The sequence below is a fragment of the Bradyrhizobium sp. 141 genome (assembly GCF_023074055.1).
Classification (GTDB): domain Bacteria; phylum Pseudomonadota; class Alphaproteobacteria; order Rhizobiales; family Xanthobacteraceae; genus Bradyrhizobium.
In genome coordinates, this window is the sequence record NZ_JADPKR010000109.1 from 1 (window position 1) to 2,378 (window position 2,378).

The window sequence follows — 2,378 nt, forward strand, 5'->3', positions numbered from 1 at the left end:
AACAACGGGATCGAGGTCATCGCCAAGCCGACCGACCGTCAGCCCGCAACCGCCGCCGCCTGACCGGCTCCGGCCGTCACCAAAAATTGGCGATAGCTCGAAGACTCTTTGGCGGTCTTCTTGCGCTTCTTCTGTCACTCACCCGATGGAGTAGCCGCCGCACGTCTCTTAGACGCATAAGCGAAACCTGTCCTGCAGTCTGCGGGAGGCCAGCTCCGATCATCGAGTCAGTTGTCGGACAGATATGGACCAGCTACGAGCCACACGACAATAGGGGTTCTGCAGCCAGCGCTCGCACAACACACTGTCGAAGAGGTCGCAGGTGGGCTGAGCATCGCAAGCCGCGCCAGCAATCTTGGTCTAACTCAGCCAAGGACGTCTTCGAGTAGATACCTCAGTGCCGATCGACAGGCGGCGACTACTCGTCCGAGAACCCCTCATAGCTCTAGCTAAGCTCGAAAAGCTTCCGCACCGTACTAGTCAAGACTTCGACGCCGGACTCCGTTACACGAATAGTCTCGCTGATGACGTAACCAAATGATTCATCGATCATCCAATTACCCAAATGCAGATGGAAGGTCATGTTCGGCTTCAAGACTGTCATGTCCCCTTCTTTGAGGCTGGCCGTCCGCTCCATCCAATCGATGCCAACGGGATAACCACAGCGGGATTCTTTCTTGACGCCCAGCTTCTCAATCGCGCGATAGATTGCCTGGGCGACGTCACTGCAGGTGCGCCCCGCGCGAACAGTGTCCAGCGCGACCTCCAGACCGGCGAGCTCAGCCTCGTGTACGCGACGTAAACGCTCGGAGGCGCGGCCAATTGAGAAGGTGCGGCTGATCGGGGCAGTGTAGCCATGGCGCACACCTGCGATCTCGAGGTTTATCTGCGATCCTTCGCGAAAGACATCCTCGCTCCACGTGATGTGGCTTGTTCCCGTGCGCGGCGAGGAGCACAAATAGGGAGTTGGGATCCACGTTCCGGGCTTGCCATTGGTGCCGCGCGCCAGCGTCGCCACGATCTCGGCGATAGCTTCAGCTTCCGGCACGCCAGCGCGGATCACTTCGGCGGCACGCATGATTCCCGCATCTGCGATGGCAGCCGCTTCCTTCATGAAGGATATCTCCAGATCGGACTTTACCATTCGGATCCAGGTTACGGTGCCGGTGCAATTCACTATCCGCGCTTGCGGCAGTCGCACCTTGAACTTCTCGGCTGAAAGCGCCGACAGGGCGCCCAGTTCCAGCCCCACGCCACGTTTTGCGAGGCCAACGTCCAGAAGAAAATCGATCAAGGCGTCGTAGCCATTCATGTCAGGGTTACCCATGAGCGCTTCTGGGTAGGTAACCACCTTGCCGCGCTCCATGAAGGTCTGATGCAGGGCTGCCGGCGCATCCATTTTACGCAGGATGAACGTCGGTTCTTCCTGGTGCATCGAAACCACTAGTGCTTTCGGGTCATTGGGCGATTTAGCGGTGTAGCCCGTGAGATAAGTGATGTTGGCGCTCTCGGTTACGACAAGCGCATCAATGTCCTGCCGTGCCATCCCCGATTTCACCGCGGCAAGCCTGCGCAGGTACTCCGTTCGCGAGAACGCCTGCGGTCCTTTGCTGATCGTCATCGTCTTAGCTCCACGTGGATTCATCTCGGATGCGTATAATCACCATTGGCGAAGAAGTGAATGAAATGGCGCTCAACAGTCTATCGCAAATTTGTGTCGTGAAAGCGAGACGTCGGACAACGGCGACTGCCCACTAAATATTAGGGGTTGGCTCGGCGGCAACACTGTCATCTCGCTGTAGGATTATTACCGAGCCCGAACGCGTGCTTAATAGGAGGTTTTTTACTTGCCGAAACTCTGCGCCCAGTGGTCACGCGATTAGGGCAAGCCATACGAGCAACGCGCGCGCCTTCACTAAGTGATCGACGCATCACAGTCGGGCTTCGCTGTGAGTTAAGGTGCCTTCAAAACGTAGGAAAGGCGCATGGTCATCGAACTCTATGGCCAACTCTAATGGAGACCAGAAAGAATGAAGTGGACCCCGGAGCGGGGACCATGGATCGCCAAAGTTAAGGTGTGATCCGGCCTGCCTTGTCGTTCAAATCAAGCAGCTTTCTTGTGCTGCTGTTGCGTCTGCTGTGGGTATGTGGGCAACGCGTTTGCGTTGTCCAAGCGAAGCGGCATATCCACAGTCCTCGCCGCCTCGATCCTGTCGATGCCGGCACGCCATGCCGCCGTCGGAAACTGGTTATTCATTGCCTGGTGCGGGCGGCGATGATTGTAAAAGCTCATCCATGATCCGATGCCATCTCGCGCTTCGCGTCCGTCGGCATAGGCTTTCAGATGCACTTCCTCGTACTTGATCGAGCGCCACAGC

At 57.2% G+C, this 2,378-nt stretch carries 1 protein-coding gene and 1 pseudogene; both read right to left on the bottom strand.

Features of this window, described 5'->3' with window-relative positions; all coding sequences use genetic code 11:
- Nucleotides 1–445: 445 nt before the first annotated feature.
- Entirely contained in the window at nt 446–1,621 is a 1,176-nt protein-coding gene (locus IVA81_RS36210) for a Xaa-Pro peptidase family protein (RefSeq protein ID WP_247327139.1), read from the bottom strand.
- A 627-nt stretch (nt 1,622–2,248) separates the two neighbouring features.
- Nucleotides 2,249–2,378: pseudogene (locus IVA81_RS36215) on the bottom strand (integrase core domain-containing protein); the annotation flags it as partial.